Origin of the sequence: Pseudomonas cyclaminis (assembly GCF_015163715.1) — a bacterium.
In the GTDB taxonomy this organism is placed as follows: domain Bacteria; phylum Pseudomonadota; class Gammaproteobacteria; order Pseudomonadales; family Pseudomonadaceae; genus Aquipseudomonas; species Aquipseudomonas cyclaminis.
In genome coordinates this window covers 1-18,099 of sequence record NZ_JADDUM010000204.1, presented here as the reverse complement: position 1 = coordinate 18,099, position 18,099 = coordinate 1, and the positions used below count along the sequence as shown (strand labels likewise).

The following is an 18,099-nucleotide window of genomic DNA, read 5'->3' as shown; positions in this document are numbered from 1 at the left end:
GGCTGTGCACAGCCCTTCGTCTTAACAAAACACTGACATCCATTGCGCTAACCTTGCCGGTTCAACCCTGGCCGGAGCCTTTTACTGCATGCCACATCCCGACACCTTGCCCGCCGTGCTCGCCGGCCCTCTGCTGCGACGCCTCGAACCCCAGCGGCTGGTGCTGTGGCTGGTGGGAAGCCGAGCATTGCCACTGATGCTGAGGCTGCAATGTGCCGAGCAACGCCTGGATATCCCGCTAGGCCAGGACCAGTGCCAAGTCGTGCCGGTGGGACGCGAAGCGTTTGTCCACCTGATTGATGTACGACTGGAGGAAGCGCTGCCGCAGGATGTGGTCATCGACTACGACCTGCTCGTCGACGGCATTGGCATTGCCCAATGGGCACCCCACTTGCTGTACGCCAACGCCCAATATCCGAACTTCGTGCTGCACAGCCGCATCCATCAACTGGTACACGGCTCGTGCCGCAAACCTCACCACAGCGCCGACGAAGGCTTGCTCTGCGTCGATCGCCTGCTGGCCGATGCTCAAACACCCGCCGACCGTCCGGCCTTGTTGATGATGAGCGGCGACCAGGTGTATGCCGATGATGTAGCCGGGCCAATGCTGCGGGCGATCCATGGGCTGATTGCGCGCCTGGGCCTGTTCGACGAATACCTGGAAGGCGCCGTGGTAGACGACAGCGCCAGCCTCTATGGACATCGCGCCAGCTATTACAACCGCGCCGACCTGCTCCCGGCGCTGGACAGCAACGAGACCCTGCGCGAGCGGTTTTTCGGCGGCGTGAAAAAGCCGATTTTCACCAGCAGCACCGCCGACAATCACCTGGTGACCTTCGCCGAGGTCATGGCGATGTACCTGCTGGTGTGGTCGCCCACGCCCTGGCGCCTGATCACCCCGCAGCCACCCCAACTGAGCGCCGATGAATCATCGCGCTATGCTCGCGAGCAGGTGACGCTGGATAAATTCCGCGAAGGTCTGCCAGGCACCGCCAGGGTGTTCGCCCACCTGTCCACCTTGATGATCTTTGACGACCACGACATCACCGACGACTGGAACCTCAGCGCACAGTGGGAAGAAACCGCCTACGGCCATCCATTTTCCAAGCGCATCATCGGTAACGCCCTGCTCGCTTACCTGCTGTGCCAAGGCTGGGGGAATAACCCGGATGCCTTTGAAGAGCTGGTGGGCCAAACCCAGGCACTGGCAACCCAGACGCAGAACAATCACCTGGACGCCCTCGCACAGGACCATTTGCTGGCAACTCTGCTGAAGTTTCAGCAGTGGCATTACGTCCTGCCCAGCACCCCGGCCCTGGTGGTGCTCGATACCCGCACACGGCGCTGGCGCAGCGAATTCACCCTCAAGCAACCGTCCGGCCTGCTGGACTGGGAAGCCTTGAGCGAACTGCAGCAGGAACTGCTTGATCACCCCTCGGCCATCATCGTCTCCCCCGCGCCGATTTTTGGCGTCAAGCTGATCGAGACCGTGCAGAAAGTCTTCAGTTGGTGCGGCCATCCCTTACTGGTGGACGCCGAAAACTGGATGGCCCATCGCGGCGCGGCCAAGGTGATCCTCAACATCTTCCGTCACTCGCGCACGCCGGGTAACTACGTGATCCTCTCGGGCGACGTGCACTACTCGTTCGTCTATGAAGTGCTGATCCGCCACCGCGACGCCGGCCCCAGGATCTGGCAGATCACCAGCAGCGGCATCAAGAACGAGTTCCCACCACGATTGCTCGAATGGTTCGACCGCCTCAACCGCTGGCTGTACTCACCCCGCTCGCCCCTCAACTGGTTCACCCGCCGCCGCACCATGCAGGTGGTGCCGCATATTCCGGAACATGCCGAAGCCGGTGAACGGTTGTGGAATTCAGCAGGGATCGGCCAGGTATTTTTCAACGAGCGCGGGCAGCCTGAGGCGATTTACCAGCACAACGCGGATGGGACGCCTAGGACGAGGATGGCGGCGCCGAAGCAATAGCCTACTGCCACCATCCAAAAGCATCACACCCCGCCTATTCAAAGCGTTCAATCCTCGTTGTACAGTAGCCCCAGCCACGGAGTATCGGCGTCAATATGGGTAGGCCTTGGAAGCCTGCCCCGGCAAGGAATGCGCAGATGGACGATACTTCCGGCAACAACCCGCTGGACCAAGACTTCCCTCACCTTAACGCCGACATGCTGCACACCGTGCTGGAGTTGGTCAGCGACGGCATTTGGGACTGGAACGCCAATACCGGGTTCGTCTACCGCAGCCCTGGCTGGTACGAAATGCTGGGCTATCCTCGCCACTCCCTGGAAAACAGTGTGTTCACTTGGGAGAACGTCATCCACCCGGAGGATTACCCCCACGTGATGACAGTGTTCGATGATTACATCCACCGACGCACGCCCCATTACCAGACCGAATACCGTTGCCGCACAAAAGATGGCGGCTACCTGTGGATTGAAGACCGTGGTTACGTGATTGCACGCAATAAAGACGGTTCGGTTGCACGCATGGTGGGTGCCCATCGCGATATCCATCTGCGCAAATCCTCGGTCGAACAGTTGGAGCGACGCAATCAATCCCTTGAGGCACTGGTGGCCGAGCGTACGCGCGAGCTGTCGCGGGTCAATCAGCAGTTGCAATTACAACTGGACGAAAACCGCTCCCTGGCCGAACGGGATGCCCTGACCCTCGTCGCCAACCGCTATCGCCTGGAAAAAGTACTGCTGGAAGCGTGCGACCGCGCCCAGCGTTTTCGCCTGCCACTGGCACTGATCGCGATGGATATCGATGACTTCAAGCCAATCAATGACCGACACGGTCACGGCGTAGGCGACCAAACCCTGGTGCAAGTCGTGGAATGCCTGGAGAGCTGCATCCGCCCAGGCGACCTGCTGGCGCGCTGGGGTGGCGATGAATTCATGGTGGTGCTGCCCAAAAGTTCGCTGGAAAACGCCAGGGCCCTGGCCGAGAACATCTGCCGAACGATGCGCAGCATGCCGATACGCGGTGACCTCATCGTCACCCTGAGCCTGGGCGTGGCCGAGCGGCGTATGGATGAATCCCCCGCCGCCCTGATGGCACGTGCCGATCAGGCGCTGTATCGCGCCAAGGCGGCGGGGAAAGATGGTGTGTCGGCGTAGCCAGGCGCGTCAGCGCACCGGCGGCGCGTACTGGATGCCGCCGTTGTTCCACAGCGCATTGAGGCCGCGCTTGATCTTCAACACACTGCCCTGGCCGATATTGCGCTCAAACACTTCACCGTAGTTGCCCACCTGCTTGACGATCTGCACCACCCAGTCCTTGCGCAGTTTCAGGTCCCGACCGTACTCGCCATCGGCGCCGAGCAGCCGCGCAACGTCCGGGTTCTTGGTGGTCTTGGCCTGCTCTTCGACATTCTGCGAGGTGATGCCCATTTCCTCGGCGTTGATCATCGCGAACAGGGTCCACTTGACGATGCTGAACCACTCGTCATCGCCCTTGCGCACCAGCGGGCCCAGCGGCTCCTTGGAGATCACTTCCGGCAACACGACGAATTCATCCGGATGGGCCATCTTGATGCGCTGTGCGTACAGCCCGGACTGGTCGGTGGTCAGCACATCGCAACGCCCGGCTTCCAGGCCCTTGGCGCTTTCGTCGGCGGTGTCGAAGGTGATCGGCGTGAACTTCAGGCCGTGGGTGCGGAAGTAATCGGCAACGTTGAGCTCGGTGGTGGTGCCGGCCTGGATGCACACCGTTGCGCCGTCGAGTTGCTTGGCGGCCGTGACACCCAGTTTGTTGTTCACCAAAAAGCCAATGCCGTCGTAGTAGGTGACGCCGGTAAACACCAGGCCCATGCCCGAATCACGGGAGCTGGTCCAAGTGGTGTTGCGCGAAATCAGGTCGATCTCGCCGGACTGCAGCGCAGTGAAACGCTCCTTGGCGGTCAACTGGGTGAACTTCACTTTGGACGCGTCACCAAACACGGCCGCCGCTACGGCGTGACACACATCCACATCGATGCCGGTCATCTTGCCGTGGCTGTCGGGCACGCCAAAACCGGGCAACCCGTCGCTGACACCGCACTGGATAAAGCCTTTTTTCTGGATCGCGTCCAGGGTCGAACCGGCATGCGCGGTGCCGGCCAGTCCAAAGACGGCGGCGGCACTGATCATGGCCAAGGTGGTTTTAAATGGGTTCATGCGAGGCTCTCCCTGTCGTTCCTTATTATTCGGCACCGCACAGCCTGCGCCGGTTTCTGATGTTGCCGAGGCAGTATTGACGGGTTTGGCGCGCTGCCACAAACGACCTTTTGGCAACAGCTCCTTCCGATTTGGAATGACCCGGCGACTTTATTTCGTTTGCGGCAAGGCCAGGCCCACGGCTTAGATAAAAAGACGCCCGCCACTGCCGAGTCCAGGATTCATGAGCCGCGAAACCATCAGCCAGTCGATTTCCATCGTTCATCCCATCAGCCTCAGCCACGGCAGGAACGCCGAGGTCTGGGACACCACGGGCAAGCGCTATATCGATTTTGTCGGCGGCATCGGTGTGCTCAACCTCGGCCATTGCCACCCCGGCGTGGTGCAGGCCATTCGTGAACAAGCAACGAAGTTGACCCACTATGCGTTCAACGCCGCGCCGCACATGCCTTACATCGAACTTATGGACCGCCTGACAGCGTTTATCCCGGTGGACTACCCCATCAGCGGCATGCTCACCAACAGCGGCGCCGAAGCCGCAGAAAATGCCTTGAAAATCGTACGCGGCGCCACCGGCCGCACGGCAGTGATTGCCTTTGACGGGGCCTTCCACGGCCGCACCCTGGCCACCCTCAACCTCAATGGCAAAGTGGCGCCCTACAAGCAAAAGGTCGGCGTCCTGCCCGGCCCGGTGTATCACCTGCCCTTCCCCAGCGCCGACAACGGCGTGAGCTGCGCTGAAGCGCTGAAGGCCATGGACCGCCTGTTCAGTGTGGAAATCGACGTCAGCGACGTCGCCTGTTTCATCTTTGAACCGGTGCAAGGCGAGGCCGGATTCCTCGCCCTGGATATCGAGTTCGCCCAGGCCCTGCGGCGCTTCTGCGATGAACACGCGATCCTGCTGATTGCCGACGAAATCCAATCCGGTTTTGGCCGCACCGGCCAGCGTTTTGCCTTCTCGCGCCTGGGCATCGAACCGGACCTGATCCTGCTCGGCAAAAGCATCGCCGGCGGCGTGCCATTGGGGGCGGTGGTCGGGCGCAAGGCGTTGATGGACAACCTGCCCAAAGGCGGGCTGGGCGGCACTTACTCCGGTAACCCCATCGCCTGCGCGGCGGCACTGGCCACCCTGGATGCGATGACGGATGAGGCGTTGCACGCCTGGGGAGCCCGGCAGGAGGCCGCTATTGTGAGCCGCTATGAAACCTGGCGTGCGCAGCACCTGACGCCCTTTTTGGGCCGCCTGACCGGCGTCGGCGCCATGCGCGGCATCGAACTGGTGAATGCCGACGGCACGCCTGCGCCCCAGCAACTGACCCAACTGCTGGGCCTGGCGCGGGATGCCGGGTTGCTGCTGATGCCCAGTGGCAAGTCGCGGCATATCATTCGGCTGCTGGCACCGTTGACGATTGAGCCGGAGGTATTACACGAGGGCCTGGATATCCTGGAGGCATGTCTCAAAAAGCTGGGTTAGCCAGTCCATATCCCACATCGATAGCCATACCATGAGCTCGACCGTTGATAAGAACCCGCCTTGACCTGACCCCCTTACCCCCTGAAAATGCGCGACGCTTTTTTGTCTTCCCCGTTTACTGAAGTAGTGAAATTTCAATGTCCGATTCTTACACCGAACACTCCACCGAAGAATCCGTAGTCGCGTTGCACGCCAAAGCTGAATACGAAAACGCCATCAATCTTTCACAGCATGTGCCAGCCGCCAAGATCATCAGCGAGATGGTGCTGGACGCGTTCCACACCTCCAAGGAAAGCGACCAGATCCGCGAGCTGCGCCTTGCCATCCGCCACGCCCACGACGCGTTCGATGACGATAAGGCCTACGACCTGATGGGCCAGCTCAAGCAGCTCAAGGATGCCGAAGCCGCCGACAACATCGCGCTGGAAGACCTGAGCAGCAAATTCTCCATCAGCCGCATCCTGTCCAGCTTCAAGGACGACCCCGAGTTCCAGGAACTGGTCTACGGCCTGGCCCTCAAGGTGCTGAACCAGTCTCACCAGGCCATCAGCAACCCCAGCGCCGGCAAGGGCAAGGCCGCCCGTCCGAAGAAGGAAGCTGAGGTGTTTGTGATCAGCAAGGACGGCATCAGCGTCACCCTGCCACTGCGCACGCCGCGTTCCAAGTTGAACATCGACCGCGAAGCGTTCGAGTTCCTGGGCTTCAGCTTTGTGGGTGAAGGCGATGAAGCCGAGCTGGAAGTCGAGAGCTTTGTGGATAACTCGGGGGCTGAACAGCCGCTGACCCGCAAGAGCGTGATCAGCGCACTGCAGCAGCAGAGCGCGTTTGACGGCTACAGCATCGCGCAACAGTGACACCACTGAACTGACTGTGGGAGGAGCTGCTCCCTCCCACAGGAGTTCTGCATTGGCTTTAAGACGGCGTTAGACCGTTGCCGCAAATACCTCGCGAAACCGCGCCATTTCCCGCTTGCTCCCCACCGTCACTCGTACCCACTGCGGCCAGTTTTGCCACACGCGCCCGATCAGTACGCCATGGGCGGCAAGTGCGTCGATGACCTGTTCTGCCGGGCGCTTCACGTCGATCATGAAGCAGTTGGCCTGGGACGCCGTGCACGTAAAACCACGGGCTTTGAGCCAGGTGATGGTTTCTTCGCGCAGTTGGGCGTTGAGCGCCTTGCGTTGTGGCAGCAGCTTCACATCTTCCAGGCTGGCGAGGCCGCCGAGCAAGGACGAGCCGGCCGGGACGTTGTCGCCGCCGAAGACTGCCAAGCGTTCCAGCAGTGCTGGATGGCCGATTGCCAGGCCCAGGCGGGCGCCGGCCATGCCGTAGATTTTCGAGAAGGTGCGCAGCACCAGCAGGTCATCGTGGTCCTTGACCCAACTCACCACGCTCGGGGCCTCGGCGAAGTCGATGTAGGCCTCGTCCACCACCAGCACACAGCCTTTGGGTTTGTTCGCCAGGGCCTGGCGGATGGCGTCGGTGGGCGTCACGGTGCCCGTCGGGTTGTTGGGGTTGCACAGGTAGAGCATGCCGGCCTGGGGGTCAGCCGCCAGCATGGCCGGGACGTCATGGGCATGCTCGGCGTTGAGGGCTACTTCTTTCACCGGCGCCTTGTTTGATTCGGCGGACTGGCGCGGCACTTCGTAGGACGGCGTAGCCATCACCAGGCCGCGGGTTTCGCTGGTAAATGCCAGCACCGCGTAGCGCAGGGCTGCCATGGAGCCGGAAAACACCGCCACCTGATCCTCGGCAATCCCTTGTTGCTGGGCAAACAACTCAGCCAAGGCGTACATGTGTTTATAGGGATAACGCCCCGCGGTGGCGATGCCGCGCTGCATCGCTTCGCGGGCCGCCGACGAAGGCCCGTAGGGGCTTTCGTTGTAGTTGAGCAACACCTTGTCAGTCTTGGCCGACGGCGACGCGGCAACCGCCCAATCCAGGCGTCCGAGCAAAGGCAGGGCGGCACCGAGGGCGAGAAGGGATCGACGACTGACGCTGACCATGGGGGCTACTCCTTGTAGGCGGATGATGGATTCGCACTGCTCGTATAGATGAATATGACGAGACAAGGGTTGGCTGATTTAACCGAGCGCCCATGAAAAAGCCCCGTACGGCTTTCGACGACGGGGCTTTTTCATGGGCGGGTTTCAGTGTTCCCAGTAGTCTGCGATGGGGTATTGGGCGCACAAACGCTCAAGTTCAGCGCGAAATTGCAACTGCACCGCGGGCTCGACATGGTATTCGTATTCGCCAAGCGGCGTGACCTGGCTAAGTACCCGGCACACCAGATCGACGACCTGCCGGCAGCCCTGCGCATCGACATTGCGTTGCGCCATGGAGCCGGTGCCGATACACAGGCCACTGGTAACGGCAGACGAACGGGTCTCGCCAGGTACGCGACTTTTATTGACCACGATTCCGCAGCCTTCCAGCGCCGATTCGGCGATGGCACCGGTCATGTCCCCGCGCAAGCGGATCAGCACGGTATGGTTTTCACTGCGCCCGCCGACCACTTCATAGTCATGGGCCTGGAAGGCGTAGGCCGCTTCGTCGGCCAGGGCGCGAACACGCCCCATGCAGACGTCGAATTCCGCTGTCATCGCGTAGCCCAGCGCGGCGGCTTTGGCGGCGATCATATTGACTGCCGGCGCGCCCTGCATCCGCGGAAATACGGCCTGATCCAGCACACGGCTGAAGGTCGCCCGCAAGCCCGGGACCTTGGTATGGGCGTCGCGGCCGGACAGGATCAGGCCACCACGCGGGCCACCCAGCTGCTTGTGGGTGCAGGTGGTGGTGACGTGCGCCGCGTTGATCGGGCTGGGGTGCCGACCGGTCACGACCAGCCCGGCAATATGGGAAATATCGGCCAGCAGGATCGCGCCCGCCTCGTCGGCAATGGCGCGAAAACGCTCGAAATCCACCACCCGTGAATACGCCGATGCCCCACAAATGATGATGCGCGGACGATGGGCCAGCGCCAGGCTGCGGACTTGCGCGTAATCGATCAAGCCCTCGGCAGTGGTGCCGTAGCGGATGGCCTTGTAGTAGGCGCCGGTAAACACCGCAGGGCTGCCGTGGGTCAGGTGACCACCGTGATCGTGGGCCATGCCCAGCAAGGTGTCCCCTGGCTCTAGCAGGGCGGATAACACTTGGGCATTGGCGTTGGAGCCGGAGTGCGACTGCACGCCGGCGTAGTGGGCGTCGAACAGTTCACGCGCCCTGCGGATCGCCAGGGACTCGACCAGATCGACGTTTTCACAGCCGGCGCGATGACGCTTGCCGGGCGTGCCCTCAGCGGTGACGTTGACCAGTGCGGACGCGGAGGCCACCAAGGTACGGGCCTTGACCGCACAGGAGGACGCGACCAATGACAGTGTGCGGTGTTGGCGCGCCACTTCGGCGTCCAGCAGCATCGCCAACTCCAGGTCCTCGGCGCGCAGGTCCGCCATGCCTCGGCGCAACAGGTCGGCCTGATCCTGCAGGTGTACGGTATTGACGGGCATCGGGGGTGTCCTTCCTTGGTCGCTGCGTGTCAGTTCGTCCTGAACCGTGGCGTCCAATTAAACAGGAAATTAAACATTTTCCAAATTAAATGTTCGCTTTTGTCCCCCTTTACCGAGCAGATGGCCATTTGCCTTGCGTCCAGGCGCTGACGCGCATCCGGGACTTTATTGTTAACTTGCGCCCGCCGCGATGCTTGAAACGCCCTGGATGGGCATTTCCTTGCTGAACAATCTGTACGGCATCTTCAAAGCAACGGTTTTTACTATAGGGAAGTGGTGAGCGCGTGATGCACAGACGAGAAAAAACCGAGCACTTGAAGAGCAACATCAAGTACTTGATCAAGAGCCGTGGTGAGACCCAGCTGTCGCTGTGCAACGCCGCCGGCCTGACCCGCACCACGATCTACAACATCCTCGAAGGCAAGGTCGTCAACGTTCAGCAGTCGACCCTGCGCAAGATTTCCGACTTTTTCGGTGTGTCCTACGAAGAAATCGAGACCATCGATTTTGAAGCCAAGGAAATCATCGAGAGCAGTGCCTCGCCCCAAGGCAACATGAACCCCGCAGCCGTGCCGGTGCTCAAGGAAAGCCAGGTCATGCAGCACCTGGATAAACGCATTGGCGAACTGGCAATCCTCTACCCACTCACGTACTACTTCGGCGCCTCCCATAACCTGATCGGCGTGCAACTGGAGCGCTCGATACCGGGTGTGAATGAGCCAGGCGACCTGTTGATCATCCAGAAGGGTTCGTCCAGCGACGATAAGGAAAAACTGGTGTTCGACCGGGCCACCCAAACGCTGTTCATCAGCGGTGAAGCCTGCGCCAGCTCAGAACATCTGTGTGTCCTGGGGGATATCATTGAGGAGCGCTTCAATGACCACGCATGAAAGCGAGATCGAAAACAGTAAATACAAACTGCTTGGCTTCGAAAATGACAAACGCCTGGCGGTGATCATGATCATCGCCACGGGCAAGATCATTCGGGTCAAGTTGAGCGAAGTCTTAAACAGCGAAATCATGGATAACCTGAACAAAATGGAAGTTAAAAACCTGTACAAGAAGTACTACTCCCAAGCCGGTACGGTGACGGCGTACGACCTCAACGATCGCAATGAAAGTTCGTGGATGATCTACATCATCCTCAACCTGCTGCTCTTCACCTTTTACATCTTCACCAGCATTGCTGCGACTAAACCGATCTACATCGAGTCCCTCGACATCATCGTGACGCCGGGCACTTTCCTGTATCCGCTGACCTTCCTGATCGTGGATCTGCTCAACGAAAACTTCGGCCTCAGGCTCGCCAGAAAGGCCATCCTGTTTGCCTTTGCCAGCAACGCGATGATCATCATTTTGCTCTACGGCTCGACCTTCCTGCCCGGTTTACCGGGTTGGAAACTCGACGGCCCCTACAACGATGTGATTGTGCAGGTGTCGTCGGTGTTGATCGCCTCTTCGATATCGTTCCTGGTGTCGGAAAACATCAACTCGTATTTGCTGTGCAAGATCAAAGAGCTGACCAACTCCAAGTACCTGTACCTGCGCATCTTCCTCAGTACGTTCTTCGCGGTGATTATCGACAGCTTCCTGTTCTGCTTTATCGCGTTCTATGGCGCCATGCAGACCAGCGATATCCTGAGCATGATCTATGTGCAGATCGCAATTAAGGTGGGCTTTGCGTTCTTCAATATCCTGCCGGCTTATGGGGCGCGTTCGTTGTTCAAACGCTACCTGACCAACGCCACGGCCTGATCCAGGTAGAACCCATCATGCGCCTCACCGGGCACCCCGGTGAGCGTCAAGACGGGGTCTACGTGGGGATCAGTCGAGTTGCAGTTTTTGCTTGAGGTTCTGCATGACATCCGTCTTGTTCTGCAGGTACTCATTCAAGCCCCGCGCACGCAGGTTGCACGCATCACACTCGCCACAGCCCGTGCCGAGGACGCCGTTGTAGCAGGTCAGTGTCTGCTGGCGAACCAGGTCCAGTTGCTGGTGGTAGTCGGCCAAGGCCCAGGTCTCGGCCTTGTTCAGCCACATCAGTGGGGTTTCCAGGCGCACGTCGTATTCCATGCCCAGCTTGAGTGCCTTGTTCAGCGCCTTGACGAATTCATCGCGGCAGTCCGGATAACCGGAGAAGTCGGTTTCGCACACGCCGGTGATGACGGTCTCGGCCTTCACCTGGTAAGCGTAGATGGCAGCCAGGGTCAGGAACAGAATATTGCGCCCCGGCACAAAGGTACTGGGCAGGCTTTCACCTGAGCTGTTCACCGTCGGCACAGGAATGTTGTCGCGGGTCAGGCTGCTGATGGCCAGCTCATTGAGCAACGACACGTCCATCACTTTGTGAACAGTGGCCCCCAACTGCCTGGCGAGCTGCTGGGCGACTTCGACTTCTGCCACATGGCGCTGGCCATAATCGAAGGTGATGCAGTGCACTTCATCGTAGTGCGGCAGTGCGTGGATCAAACAGGTGGTGGAGTCTTGTCCGCCACTGAATACGATTACGGCTTTTTTAGTCATCGTTCTGCGTCCTGCATAGGTAGGATTTGGGCATAGTTTAAAGCTCACTCAATAAAAAACCCCGCGCTTCTTTCGAAGGCGGGGCCTTTTTACTACTCAGGCACTCAGTGTGCGTAGGTCAGCAACAGCTCTTTCGGCACTTGGAAATCCAGGGACATCATCACGCTGAGCGCGGTGATGGTGAAGATCGAGAACACGAACAGCTTGCGCGCCCAGACGGTGTCGTCCACCGCCTTGTAGCCGGTCCAGGCCATGTACAACCAGTACATGCCCATGGCGGCGGCGACGGCAAGGTAGCTCATGCCGGCGTAGCCACTGAAGGTCAACATCAAGGTCGCCACGAGGAAGGCCAGGATGTAGAGCAGGATGTGTTTCTTGGCGACCTGGATGCCACGCTTGACCGGCAGGACCGGGATCGAAGCAGCCAGGTAGTCGTTGAAACGGAAGATCGCGATGGCGTAGGAATGCGGCATCTGCCACAGGCTGAACATCACCAGCAGCACCAGCGCAGCCATGTCGAAGCTATTGGTCACAGCCACATAACCAATCACCGGCGGCATCGCCCCCGACAGACTGCCCACCAGCGTGCCGTGAACCGACTTGCGCTTGAGGTACAGGCTGTAGAGGCCGACGTAGATGACAAAGCCGATCACGGCAAACAGCGCCGCCAACGGGTTGGCCACCTTGTACAACAGGGCCACACCGGCAACACCCAGGACGGTCGCGAAGATCAGTGCCAGCTTCAGGGAGATAAGGCCCTGGACCAGCACGCGATTCTTGGTGCGCTCCATCTTGATATCGATGTCACGGTCGATGCAGTTGTTGAACACGCAACCGGAAGCAACCACCAGGGACGTGCCGATCATCGCAGCCAGGAAGATGGCCAGATCGACATGTCCCTTGGAGGCCAGGAAGAAACCGCCCGCCACAGAAAGCACGTTACCGAAAATGATCCCCGGTTTGGTGATTTGGATAAAGTGCTTAAGCGACATCGGGTCTTACCTCACTTCGCCATCATGAACGTATGGATGCTGAACATGATCCATATCGACAGGCCAACCAGCAGCAGGATCACAAGACCTGCGAACACGAACGCAATCACGTTATCGCGCTGTTCTTTGGAACGATCCAGGTGCAGGAAGTACACCAGGTGAACCAGAACCTGAATCACCGCGAATGCCAGCACGATCATCAAGGTGATCGACTTAGGCAGGGTCGGGTACATCACCAGACCGAACGGGATGAGCGTCAGGATTACCGACAGGATGAAGCCAATGGCGTACGACTTAACGCTGCCGTGGCTCGCATCATGGCTGTCATGGTCATGGGAGTGTGCATTAGCCATTACAGAGTCCCCATCAGGTAAACAACGGTGAAGACGCAGATCCAGACCACGTCCAGGAAGTGCCAGAACAGGCTCAGGCAGCTCAGGCGAGTCTTGTTGGTGTTGGTCAGGCCGTGCTTATTGACCTGATACATCATCACCGCCATCCACAGCAGGCCGGCAGTTACGTGCAGACCGTGGGTGCCGACCAGCGTGAAGAACGCCGACAGGAAGCCGCTGCGGTGCGGGCCGTAGCCTTCGGAGATCAGCAGGTGGAACTCGTTGATCTCCATGCCGATGAAGCCCAGGCCGAACAGGAAGGTCAGGCCCAGCCAGCTCAGTACGCCTTTCTTGTTGCCCTTGTAGAAGGCCAACATGGCGAAGCCGTAGGTGATCGAACTGAACAACAGCAAGGCGGTTTCGCCGAGCACGTAAGGCAGTTCGAAGATGTCGTGGCCCGATGGGCCACCCGCTACGTTGTTTACCAGTACCGCGTACACCGCGAAGATCGACGCAAACAAGATGCAGTCGGTCATCAGGTAGAGCCAGAAACCGAAAACGGTCATCGGCCCCGAGTCGTGGTGATGGTCATCGTGCCCATGGTCATCGACATGGGCGTGTCCAGCATTGGTCACTAAGTTCGACATGGTTTAAGCCTGTTCCAACGAGGTTTCTACACGGTTGGCCGGGATCTTCTTCTCGGCTACCAGGCGAGCGTGTTGCTCGGCTTCGATGCGTTCGATCGTCTCGACCGGCACCATGTAGCCTTGATCGTCACGCGCTGCGTGAACGATGAAGTAACCGATAGTGCCAACCAGGCCCACGATTGCCAGCCACCAGATGTGCCAGATCATCGCGAAACCGAACACGGTCAACAGCGCACCCATCACCACGCCAGTGGCGGTGTTGTTTGGCATGTGGATCGGCTCGTAGTGCTTAGGACGCTGGTACGCAGTACCGTCTTCCTTGGCTTCGGTGAACGCATCGATGGTGTTCGCAGTAGGGATCACGGCGAAGTTGTAGAACGGTGGTGGCGACGAAGTCGACCATTCCAGGGTGTGGCCATTCCATGGGTCGCCGGAGTCGCAAGCGTTCTGCTTACGGTCACGGATGCTCACGTACAACTGGATCAACTGGCAGGCGATACCCACAGCGATCATGATTGCACCGAACATGGCGACGTACAGGTACGGCACCCACTCAGGGTTGGTAGTGGCGTTCAGACGACGGGTCATGCCCATGAAGCCCAGTGCATAGAGCGGCATGAACGCGACGAAGAAGCCCGAGATCCAGAACCAGAATGCAGCCTTGCCCCAACCTTCGTGCAGCTTGAAGCCGAACGCTTTCGGGAAGTAGAAGCTGAAGCCAGCGATGTAACCGAATACCGCACCGCCGATGATCACGTTGTGGAAGTGAGCGATCACGAACAGGCTGTTGTGCAGGACGAAGTCAGCACCCGGGATGGCCAGCAGTACGCCGGTCATGCCGCCGATGGCGAAGGTCACCATGAAGCCCAGGGTCCACAGGACCTGGCTGGTCATGCGCAAACGGCCGTGGTAGATGGTGAACAGCCAGTTGAATAGCTTCACCCCCGTCGGGATGGAGATCAGCATCGTCGCCAGGCCGAAGAAGGCGTTGACGCTGGCCCCCGACCCCATGGTGAAGAAGTGGTGCAGCCACACCATGAAGCCCAGTACCGAGATCGCGCCCGATGCATAGACCATCGAGTGGTGACCGAACAGGCGCTTGCCGGTAAAGGTCGAGATCACTTCAGAGAAGATACCGAACGCTGGCAGGATCAGGATGTACACCTCAGGGTGACCCCATGCCCAGAACAGGTTCACGTACATCATTGGATTGCCACCAAGTTCATTGGTGAAAATGTGGAAATCCAGGTAACGGTCAAGCGACAGCAGCGCCATGGTAGCGGCCAGGATCGGGAACGAAGCCACGATCAGGACGTTGGCCCAGGTGCAGGTCCAGGTGAAGATCGGCATGTCCATCAGTTTCATGCCAGGGGCGCGCATTTTCAGGACGGTGGCCAGGAAGTTGACCCCCGTCAGCGTCGTCCCGAGTCCTGATAACTGTAGCGCCCAGATGTAGTAGTCCACACCCACGCCAGGGCTGTATTGCAGGCCCGACAATGGCGGATACGCAACCCAGCCGGTCTTGGCGAATTCGCCGACGCCCAGGGACAGGTTGATCAGCACAACGCCGGAAACCAGCAGCCAGAAGCTCAGGGAGTTCAGGAACGGGTAGGCAACGTCACGGGCACCGATCTGCAGCGGCAAGGCAAGGTTCATCAGGCCGGTGAAGAAAGGCATCGCCATGAAGATGATCATGATCACACCGTGAGCGGTGAAGATCTGGTCATAGTGTTCAGGCGGCAGATAGCCAGGCGAACCCTCGGTGGCCATGGCCAACTGGGTACGCATCATGATGGCGTCGGCAAAACCACGCAGCAGCATGACCATGGCAACGATGACGTACATGACACCGATTTTCTTGTGGTCGACAGACGTCAACCACTCGGTCCACAGGTAGGTCCATTTCTTGAAATACGTAATTGCTGCAAACAGTGCCAGACCACCCAGCGCGATCATGGCGATGGTCACCATTACGATCGGCTCGTGGAACGGGACCGCATCCCAACTTAATTTACCAAACATCGTTTACTCCTCTGCCCCAGCAGTTGAATGCGAGCCCGTGTCAGAACCTTCAACCGCGGCCACTTCTTTCTTCTCGTGCTTGACCGGCTTGCCTGGCTTCATACCTTCGTACTTGTCGACGATTTTCTGAAACAGGTTCGGCTCATACGTGGAGTACAGAGCGACTGGGTTGTTCTGGCTTGGTTTGGTCAGGGCGTCGTATTCAGCTTGATCAAGCTGTTTAGGTGCGGCCTTGACTTCGGCTACCCAGGCGTTGAAATCTTCCTGGCTCGTCGAGATCGCTTTGAATTTCATGCCGGTGAAGCCAGCGCCGCTGTAGTTCGCGGAGATGCCTTCCATTTCAGCTTTTTCGTTGGCGATCAGGTGCAGGCGGGTCTGCATGCCTGCCATCGCGTAGATCTGGCCACCCAGGGCTGGGATGAAGAACGAGTTCATCACGGCGTCGGAGGTGATCCGGAAGTTAAGCGGGGTGTTCTCCGGGAAGCGGATCTGGTTGACCGTGGCGATACCCAGGTCCGGGTAGATGAACAGCCATTTCCAGTCCAGCGCGACCACTTCGATGTTGATCGGCTTGACGTCGGACTCCAGCGGACGGTACGGGTCCAGCTCGTGGGTCGACTTATAGGTGATGTAACCCAAGGCGATGATGATGAGGATTGGAACCAGCCACACCGCGATTTCGATCTTGGTGGAGTGCGACCACTTGGGCGCGTAGGTCGCGCTGGTGTTCGACGCGCGGTATTTCCAGGCGAAGGCGAAGGTCATGATGATCACAGGCACCACGACCAACAGCATCAGCAGCGTGGCGGTGATGATCAGGTTTCGTTGATCCAGACCGATCTGTCCTTTCGGGTCCATCAAGGTCCACTTGCAGCCTCCCAGCATTAACATCATGCCAAGCAGCGGCAAAAAGCCTAGTAATCGGGGGTACCTGTTTTTACTCATCTCACGACCTCTAAAGCAGCTTGCGCAATGCAGTTGGGTTTTGATCGCCAACACTTCACCCTGCCAAGGGTTGGCATTTCTCTTCGATTGAATAAGAGCCTGCCCGGCACGCCATAACGGAGCGTTTCACGGACCTGCGGTGAGTTCTTATTCGATTTCGTGGTTAAAGGCCTTGTTACAGACCAATTCCATTTGGTGCGGATAGTTGAAAGGCTGCCGGAACCTTGGGGTCGCACAGAGCCATCCATCTGCCCCTCGACCGCTCCAGTGCTCAAATATTGAACAGCACCGGACATTCAGTGCGGGCGATTGTAGTTAGCTAGCGATGTATAAACCATGTCTTATAAAGAAATAATTTTTATCGATTACAGCAATAATCCTTCACCCATATTGCAAGGGTTCGCGATCTTATCGCGTTAGATTCTCAACAAAAACCACAAAAATTGCCGTGTTATTCGCGCAACCGCCACAGCCCTTACACCGCGTAAGGGCATGCAAAACCTATCCAACCCCCCAGAAAACAAGGCATTCGGACATCACGCCAAGGCAGGTACGGCGTGAGGCACACGGCCTCTTCCAAACCACGAACTGACAGCACAACTTGGGCGTTTTTTGCAAATTTAAGCGATGGTTTGGCGGGTCAGAAACGTCCTGCGGCGGCTTCCGTGTGACAACATGTCGCACGCTGCGCGCACCCCACAGTTGTCCGGCGTCACGCTCTGTTCACAAAAGCCTACAGGCAAAAACGCCCCGGCCTTCCTTAAAGAAGGACCGGGGCGTTTTCATGGAGCGGGTCAGGCCTTGCGCTGGCGATTGCGATAGATGCCCAGGGGCACCAGGATCACCGTCAGCACGAATGCGACCAAGGCCCACTGCGCCAGGGACAGGCCCAACACCGGCGGGTACGGCGTGCTGCAGAAGCCGTCGACCTGGAAGCCCAGCGGGAAGACCTTGGCCAGGGGCAGGTCGTCGACAATGGGTTGCAGCACATCGATGCCGCAGCTGACCTGCGGGAAGAACTGGGTGTACACATGATGACCGGCGGCGGCTACACCGCCGACGGCGCTGAGGATCACCAGGCCTTCGAAAAAGGTCAGGGCGCCCTTGGTACGCATGGCTGCGCCGATGAAGGCGAAGATCGCAATCAACAACAAGGCATAGCGTTGCAGGATGCACAGCGGGCACGGCGCCTCGCCCAGCACCACCTGCATGTACAAGGCCCCACCGATCAGCGCCAGGCAGATGATGCCCAGCAACACCAGAAAGCGCCGCTCCCTGCCTAAACGCAATTCGTCACTCATCCCCGTATCCCTTTGTTTGGTTGTGCCAATGGCCGCAAGTTTACACACAGGCAGTGGTTTAAACAGAGGGGGGTTAACGGGGGATTAATCGGCAGGAATGGAGAATTAAATGTGGGAGGGAGCCTGCTCCCGATAGCGGTGGGTCAGTTATAGCTGAGTTGGCTGACACACTGCCATCGGG

The 18,099-nt window shown here is 58.9% G+C and carries 16 protein-coding genes; 6 read left to right on the top strand and 10 right to left on the bottom strand.

The window, feature by feature from the left end; genetic code table 11:
• The first annotated feature begins 88 nt into the window (after window positions 1-88).
• Window positions 89-1,987, top strand: coding sequence for an alkaline phosphatase D family protein (locus IQK56_RS23500; RefSeq protein WP_193862230.1), 1,899 nt, complete (start codon window positions 89-91; stop codon window positions 1,985-1,987).
• Between the two features lie 137 nt (window positions 1,988-2,124).
• Window positions 2,125-3,138 (top strand): sensor domain-containing diguanylate cyclase, encoded by a 1,014-nt coding sequence (locus IQK56_RS23495; RefSeq protein WP_193862229.1) that lies wholly within the window; start codon window positions 2,125-2,127, stop codon window positions 3,136-3,138.
• 9 nt (window positions 3,139-3,147) lie between these two features.
• Here the strand turns inward: IQK56_RS23495 and IQK56_RS23490 are convergent, their stop codons facing one another.
• Window positions 3,148-4,176, bottom strand: a complete 1,029-nt coding sequence (locus IQK56_RS23490) for an amino acid ABC transporter substrate-binding protein (protein WP_122305593.1) — start codon at window positions 4,174-4,176, stop codon at window positions 3,148-3,150.
• A gap of 223 nt (window positions 4,177-4,399) precedes the next feature.
• Here IQK56_RS23490 and IQK56_RS23485 point away from each other — a divergent pair, with 223 nt between their 5' ends.
• Window positions 4,400-5,650, top strand: coding sequence for a 2-aminoadipate transaminase (locus IQK56_RS23485; RefSeq protein WP_193862228.1), 1,251 nt, complete (start codon window positions 4,400-4,402; stop codon window positions 5,648-5,650).
• Between the two features lie 137 nt (window positions 5,651-5,787).
• Window positions 5,788-6,504, top strand: a complete 717-nt coding sequence (locus IQK56_RS23480; protein WP_122305595.1) for a hypothetical protein — start codon at window positions 5,788-5,790, stop codon at window positions 6,502-6,504.
• 69 nt (window positions 6,505-6,573) lie between these two features.
• Here IQK56_RS23480 and ptaA read toward each other — a convergent pair whose 3' ends face one another.
• Window positions 6,574-7,656 (bottom strand): pyoverdine biosynthesis transaminase PtaA, encoded by a 1,083-nt coding sequence (ptaA, locus tag IQK56_RS23475; protein ID WP_193862227.1) that lies wholly within the window; start codon window positions 7,654-7,656, stop codon window positions 6,574-6,576.
• Window positions 7,657-7,800: 144 nt separating this feature from the next.
• On the bottom strand, window positions 7,801-9,156 hold the full coding sequence (locus tag IQK56_RS23470) for a serine hydroxymethyltransferase (RefSeq protein WP_193862226.1): 1,356 nt from the start codon (window positions 9,154-9,156) through the stop codon (window positions 7,801-7,803).
• Window positions 9,157-9,443: 287 nt separating this feature from the next.
• Here IQK56_RS23470 and IQK56_RS23465 point away from each other — a divergent pair, with 287 nt between their 5' ends.
• Window positions 9,444-10,046 (top strand): helix-turn-helix transcriptional regulator, encoded by a 603-nt coding sequence (locus tag IQK56_RS23465; protein WP_150762348.1) that lies wholly within the window; start codon window positions 9,444-9,446, stop codon window positions 10,044-10,046.
• Window positions 10,033-10,911 carry a queuosine precursor transporter gene (locus IQK56_RS23460; RefSeq protein WP_122305600.1) on the top strand — a complete coding sequence of 293 codons (879 nt, stop codon included), beginning with the start codon at window positions 10,033-10,035 and terminating at the stop codon, window positions 10,909-10,911. The genes IQK56_RS23465 and IQK56_RS23460 overlap by 14 nt, the downstream gene beginning before the upstream one ends.
• A 69-nt stretch (window positions 10,912-10,980) precedes the next feature.
• Here IQK56_RS23460 and queC read toward each other — a convergent pair whose 3' ends face one another.
• From queC to IQK56_RS23425, 7 genes are all read right to left on the bottom strand, one after another.
• Window positions 10,981-11,679: a 7-cyano-7-deazaguanine synthase QueC gene (gene queC / locus IQK56_RS23455; protein ID WP_193862225.1), complete on the bottom strand. Its 699-nt coding sequence runs from the start codon at window positions 11,677-11,679 to the stop codon at window positions 10,981-10,983.
• Between the two features lie 104 nt (window positions 11,680-11,783).
• Window positions 11,784-12,671 (bottom strand): heme o synthase, encoded by an 888-nt coding sequence (cyoE, locus tag IQK56_RS23450; RefSeq protein WP_019817484.1) that lies wholly within the window; start codon window positions 12,669-12,671, stop codon window positions 11,784-11,786.
• A gap of 11 nt (window positions 12,672-12,682) precedes the next feature.
• Window positions 12,683-13,024, bottom strand: coding sequence for a cytochrome o ubiquinol oxidase subunit IV (gene cyoD / locus IQK56_RS23445; RefSeq protein ID WP_010206434.1), 342 nt, complete (start codon window positions 13,022-13,024; stop codon window positions 12,683-12,685).
• Window positions 13,024-13,650: a cytochrome o ubiquinol oxidase subunit III gene (locus IQK56_RS23440; RefSeq protein ID WP_017734786.1), complete on the bottom strand. Its 627-nt coding sequence runs from the start codon at window positions 13,648-13,650 to the stop codon at window positions 13,024-13,026. The genes cyoD and IQK56_RS23440 overlap by 1 nt, the downstream gene beginning before the upstream one ends.
• 3 nt (window positions 13,651-13,653) lie before the next feature.
• A complete protein-coding gene (cyoB, locus tag IQK56_RS23435; protein ID WP_122305602.1) occupies window positions 13,654-15,672 on the bottom strand; it encodes a cytochrome o ubiquinol oxidase subunit I in 2,019 nt (672 codons plus the stop codon).
• A gap of 3 nt (window positions 15,673-15,675) precedes the next feature.
• On the bottom strand, window positions 15,676-16,617 hold the full coding sequence (gene cyoA / locus IQK56_RS23430; protein ID WP_053132079.1) for a ubiquinol oxidase subunit II: 942 nt from the start codon (window positions 16,615-16,617) through the stop codon (window positions 15,676-15,678).
• A 794-nt stretch (window positions 16,618-17,411) separates the two neighbouring features.
• The gene (locus tag IQK56_RS23425; RefSeq protein WP_032885619.1) at window positions 17,412-17,918 is read right to left on the bottom strand and encodes a disulfide bond formation protein B; all 507 of its coding nucleotides are present in this window, start codon (window positions 17,916-17,918) and stop codon (window positions 17,412-17,414) included.
• Between the last annotated feature and the right edge of the window lie 181 nt (window positions 17,919-18,099).

What these genes read in the sequence shown, in the direction of transcription:
- IQK56_RS23500 (WP_193862230.1), top strand. Translation starts at nt 89, where the DNA reads ATGCCACATCCCGACACCTTGCCCGCCGTGCTCGCCGGCCCTCTGCTG.
- IQK56_RS23495 (WP_193862229.1), top strand. Translation starts at nt 2,125, where the DNA reads ATGGACGATACTTCCGGCAACAACCCGCTGGACCAAGACTTCCCTCAC.
- IQK56_RS23490 (WP_122305593.1), bottom strand. Translation starts at nt 4,176, where the DNA reads ATGAACCCATTTAAAACCACCTTGGCCATGATCAGTGCCGCCGCCGTC.
- IQK56_RS23485 (WP_193862228.1), top strand. Translation starts at nt 4,400, where the DNA reads ATGAGCCGCGAAACCATCAGCCAGTCGATTTCCATCGTTCATCCCATC.
- IQK56_RS23480 (WP_122305595.1), top strand. Translation starts at nt 5,788, where the DNA reads ATGTCCGATTCTTACACCGAACACTCCACCGAAGAATCCGTAGTCGCG.
- ptaA (WP_193862227.1), bottom strand. Translation starts at nt 7,656, where the DNA reads ATGGTCAGCGTCAGTCGTCGATCCCTTCTCGCCCTCGGTGCCGCCCTG.
- IQK56_RS23470 (WP_193862226.1), bottom strand. Translation starts at nt 9,156, where the DNA reads ATGCCCGTCAATACCGTACACCTGCAGGATCAGGCCGACCTGTTGCGC.
- IQK56_RS23465 (WP_150762348.1), top strand. Translation starts at nt 9,444, where the DNA reads ATGCACAGACGAGAAAAAACCGAGCACTTGAAGAGCAACATCAAGTAC.
- IQK56_RS23460 (WP_122305600.1), top strand. Translation starts at nt 10,033, where the DNA reads ATGACCACGCATGAAAGCGAGATCGAAAACAGTAAATACAAACTGCTT.
- queC (WP_193862225.1), bottom strand. Translation starts at nt 11,679, where the DNA reads ATGACTAAAAAAGCCGTAATCGTATTCAGTGGCGGACAAGACTCCACC.
- cyoE (WP_019817484.1), bottom strand. Translation starts at nt 12,671, where the DNA reads ATGTCGCTTAAGCACTTTATCCAAATCACCAAACCGGGGATCATTTTC.
- cyoD (WP_010206434.1), bottom strand. Translation starts at nt 13,024, where the DNA reads ATGGCTAATGCACACTCCCATGACCATGACAGCCATGATGCGAGCCAC.
- IQK56_RS23440 (WP_017734786.1), bottom strand. Translation starts at nt 13,650, where the DNA reads ATGTCGAACTTAGTGACCAATGCTGGACACGCCCATGTCGATGACCAT.
- cyoB (WP_122305602.1), bottom strand. Translation starts at nt 15,672, where the DNA reads ATGTTTGGTAAATTAAGTTGGGATGCGGTCCCGTTCCACGAGCCGATC.
- cyoA (WP_053132079.1), bottom strand. Translation starts at nt 16,617, where the DNA reads ATGAGTAAAAACAGGTACCCCCGATTACTAGGCTTTTTGCCGCTGCTT.
- IQK56_RS23425 (WP_032885619.1), bottom strand. Translation starts at nt 17,918, where the DNA reads ATGAGTGACGAATTGCGTTTAGGCAGGGAGCGGCGCTTTCTGGTGTTG.